Source organism: Pandoraea sp. ISTKB (genome assembly GCF_001721285.1).
GTDB classification, from domain to species: Bacteria; Pseudomonadota; Gammaproteobacteria; order Burkholderiales; family Burkholderiaceae; genus Pandoraea; species Pandoraea capi.
On the sequence record NZ_MAOS01000089.1, the window covers coordinates 1 to 3,654 of the forward strand.

At 60.0% G+C, this 3,654-nt stretch carries 5 protein-coding genes and 1 tRNA gene; 4 read left to right on the forward strand and 2 right to left on the reverse strand.

Annotated elements, in window-relative coordinates:
- Window positions 1-939: MBL fold metallo-hydrolase (locus tag A9762_RS26010; RefSeq protein WP_139133413.1), on the forward strand; the 939-nt coding region annotated here is incomplete at its 5' end.
- A gap of 116 nt (window positions 940-1,055) precedes the next feature.
- On the opposite strand, the gene A9762_RS26015 is transcribed toward A9762_RS26010, so the two are convergent.
- Together A9762_RS26015 and A9762_RS26020 are read right to left on the reverse strand one after the other, a co-directional pair.
- Entirely contained in the window at window positions 1,056-1,304 is a 249-nt protein-coding gene (locus tag A9762_RS26015) for a hypothetical protein (protein ID WP_069344346.1), read from the reverse strand.
- Window positions 1,305-1,383: 79 nt separating this feature from the next.
- Window positions 1,384-1,638 carry a DUF1488 family protein gene (locus tag A9762_RS26020; protein ID WP_069344873.1) on the reverse strand — a complete coding sequence of 85 codons (255 nt, stop codon included), beginning with the start codon at window positions 1,636-1,638 and terminating at the stop codon, window positions 1,384-1,386.
- A 599-nt stretch (window positions 1,639-2,237) separates the two neighbouring features.
- On the opposite strand from A9762_RS26020, the gene A9762_RS28340 reads away from it, so the two are divergent.
- The 3 genes from A9762_RS28340 (at window position 2,238) to A9762_RS26030 (ending at window position 3,337) form a co-directional block, all read left to right on the forward strand.
- Window positions 2,238-2,429: a type II toxin-antitoxin system HicA family toxin gene (locus A9762_RS28340; protein ID WP_083254308.1), complete on the forward strand. Its 192-nt coding sequence runs from the start codon at window positions 2,238-2,240 to the stop codon at window positions 2,427-2,429.
- Window positions 2,426-2,821, forward strand: a complete 396-nt coding sequence (locus tag A9762_RS26025) for a type II toxin-antitoxin system HicB family antitoxin (protein ID WP_069344874.1) — start codon at window positions 2,426-2,428, stop codon at window positions 2,819-2,821. Before A9762_RS28340 ends, A9762_RS26025 begins: the two co-directional genes overlap by 4 nt.
- A gap of 440 nt (window positions 2,822-3,261) precedes the next feature.
- Window positions 3,262-3,337: transfer RNA gene (locus A9762_RS26030), tRNA-His, on the forward strand.
- The last annotated feature ends 317 nt before the right edge of the window (window positions 3,338-3,654 follow it).

Sequence of the window (3,654 nt, forward strand, 5' to 3'; positions counted from 1 at the left end):
CGATGGCCGGTCACGCCGGACGAACCGGCCTGGGCCGAACTCACGCTGATCGATCCCGAGGAACAAGGGACGGGCAGCTACGACATCGTTCCCGGACGGGTCGTGCAACTCATGCCGGGCGTATTGCGGTTGACCGCTTCGAATCCGGGCATGATGACCGGCCCCGGCACCAACACCTATCTTGTGGGCGGCGGTCCACAGAACGCGTGGGCCGTCATCGACCCCGGCCCCGGCGATGCCGCGCATATCGACGCGATCCTGCGCGCCACCTCCGGCGTCGTGCGACAAATCTTCGTCACCCATACGCATCGCGATCACTCGCCCGGCGCGCGGTTATTGAAGGAGAAGACGGACGCGACGACTTACGGCATGCCTGCCGTCCACGACGAAGGGCAAGACACGAGCTTTGTGCCAGACGTCACCCTGACGGACGGCGACGAGGTGACGTTGCCGGACGGCCGCCGCCTGCGCGCCATTCATACGCCAGGGCATGCCGCCAATCATCTGTGCTACGGACTTGATGAGGTGAAGCTTGTCTTCACCGGCGATCACGTCATGCAGGGGTCGACGGTCGTCATCAATCCACCGGATGGGCACATGACGACCTATCTGGCGTCGCTGGAGACGCTGGCCGCGCTGGGTCCGCAGTGGCTGGCGCCGGGACATGGGTTCGTGATGGATCGTCCCGCACAACGGATCGCGCGGCTCATTGCGCATCGGCTCGCTCGGGAAGCGAGTACGTTGGCAGCCCTCAGGCAGGTCGGTCCGGCAACGGTGGAGACGTTGACTCCGGTCGTCTACGCCGATGTGCCTGCTGCGCGCCACGGGGTCGCCCGACGCTCGCTGCGTGCACATCTCGACAAGCTCGCGGAGGATGGTCGCGCGGCGGTGTCGTCCGAGGGCGTGTGGCGCTCGCTGGACGAGGGGAACGCCAACTGACGGGGTCTTCTGACGCTCCACGCCCATGGCGGCTTGACGTCATGACGCCTTGACGCCGTACGGGGGGAGTCGCGCATCAAACGACATCCGGCGCGTAACGCGGAATACGCAAACGCTCAGGCGTCGCCATCCCCCAGCAATTCGTCGACGATTCGCTCCCCGGCCTTGCGTCCCGCCATTTCAGCATCGAGGCGATTGTCGCGATGGCCGTCCGGTGAGCGCACTTCCGGGCCTTCTGGCTTGTCGTGCTTGAGCACCTGCACCAGATAGTCCCACGGCCCGGCGTACTCGTTCTGAAACGCACGCACGCGGATGCGATAGCCCGCGCGGTAATCGTAGACCTGCTCATGCGACGCGTAGCTCATGACAGACTCCGTAGTTCGAGTAGTGGCGAGAGACGGCAACGGCAACCGACGTCATACGTACGCAGGGGATGCGATGGCGTCAGGGCGCCCGGACGTCGACCGGTTCGGTATCGGCGCCATCGGCGATCGCCCGAGCGGCGAACTCGACGATGTCGTCCTCAAACTCGACGAACTGATCGAAAAGCGCTTCGCCGCCGGCGTCGACGCCTGACAAGCGATTGAGCGACGCGCGGCCGATCTGACAGGTCCAGACCTTGCCGTCGACGCTTACCTTGAAGTGCACGGACTCGCCATCACTGCCGAGACCGAGCCCGCCATGCAGAAAAGTGCTCATGACTGCCTCCGCGATGTTCCGAGGATCGAAAAACGCACTGCGTTGCCAAAAATCCTAGCACGTTCGAATTCCATGAGTGACATCGCGGCGACACGCCAAGTGCTCGTTGACCACGACGCGCCCGAAAAAAAGCCCACCTGAGGGAGGTGGGCTTAAGAACCGGGAGGCATGGGGCACCATGTTTTCCCGGGAAGACAGGGTCATGAAAACATGACGAATCCATTATGGGTGGCCCTGCCCGGCCTGGCGTGAAGCGGCGAACCGTGAATTAGACGTAGATCAAACTTTACGCATGTCCCCACATCGCCTCGACTCCGCCGTCCTGGCGCGTTCGCGTGAGATTGGGATTCAGTTCGCGTTCGGGACGTCGCCCCCTACGCGGAGGACGTTCTCTCCGGCAGAACGAATGGGCATTCACCGATTTTCCCCACCGCGTCCTTCACGCGCTCACGACGGCGCCGGTCTTTCCGCCCGCCAAAGCGCAGGCATGCCGCTCTCGCCCGGCACAGCTCCCTAAACTCAGACGCGAATCGCCCTTGCCGCCCCCGGTCAAGCCTCCCATCGATACTACACAATATTGTGTAAAATGCATTTCGCACATGAAAAGCGCAGACGTCATCAAGCAGTTGAGAGCGGTTGGGTTCACTGAGGTTGCCGTAAAAGGAAGTCACCACAAGTTCCGCCATGCCAATGGCCGCGCGGTGATTGTTCCTCATCCCAAACGAGATTTGCCCATCGGCACACTGCGCTCGATTCTCAAACAGGCCGGTATTGATCGGAGCAGCCTATGAAATATCCAATTTATGTATGGCAGGACGAGGAAAGTGCCTTCGGCGGTGTCTTTCCGGATCTGCCGGGCGTTCATACCGCCGCAGATACGCTCGACGAATTGGAGCGCAATGCACAGGAAGCGGTGGAGCTGATGTACGGCGACGGCGATTACGTCATCCCATCTCCTACGCATGACCTTCGCAAACTTCGTGAAAATGAGGTTGACGACGGCAACGGCAGTTGGATGTTTGTCGATATCGATTTATCGAAGGTGAGCAACCGCGCCATCCGTCTGAACATCAGCCTGCCCGAACGCCTTGTTCACCAAATCGACGCGGCGGCAGAAAAGCGTCACATGTCACGCTCCGCTTTTCTTGCACTCGCGGCACAACATGAAATGATGACGGCGTGACAATCCGGCTGCGGTTCATGTCGCCGATCGATCTCACGTCGTTATGGGAGTCAGATCATTTCCGCAGGATTACGAATCATCTTTTTGCCTTGTCTGCGAACACCCGTTGCAACGGAGAATCGAGCACGGGTAACTTCGCTGCCGACGCCCGCCCAACCCGAAGGCCGGACACGCACCGTTTCAGAGCGATGCGCCGGAGACATTCTGGAATGCACCGCGGAAATTCCCGGGATTGAGTGACGAAACGGCGCCGTCCATTTGTCGACTTTGCGCGTATCGTCAGTGAACGTTCGCCGCGTGAGGTGACGGGGTTGCGCATCGATCACGCACGAGAGAGAAGAAATATTTCGAAGAAGTGAAAAAAGTGTTGGCAACACGATAAAAATGTCGCTATACTCTTGTTTCTGTTCAGCGAGCAAGTCAAAGCGCTGATCACGGCGGTGGCCGTAGCTCAGTTGGTAGAGTCCTGGATTGTGATTCCAGTCGTCGTGGGTTCGAGTCCCATCGGTCACCCCAAAAATCAATGCTCCGCAGGTTAGCGAGCACTAAATTTTCCCGCCGATTTTTGGATTTTCCCGCTAGGGGACGCTTTATCCTCGCGCATTGCCAGTTTGCTTGTGACGGATGTTCGCATGTCTCTCACCGCAAAACGCAATCACTTATGCCGTCTTCGGTGAGGCTTGCGCAGACATCTCTTTTGCATCCGGCAGCACTACGAACGACCGCGCCTCGTCGATCAAGCGCGCACCCAACCAGTCGTCGCAATCGTCGGGCCGAATGATGATCACCGACCGCTTCTCGCTTCCCGGTTTGTGGAAGCGCTTCATCAGCGG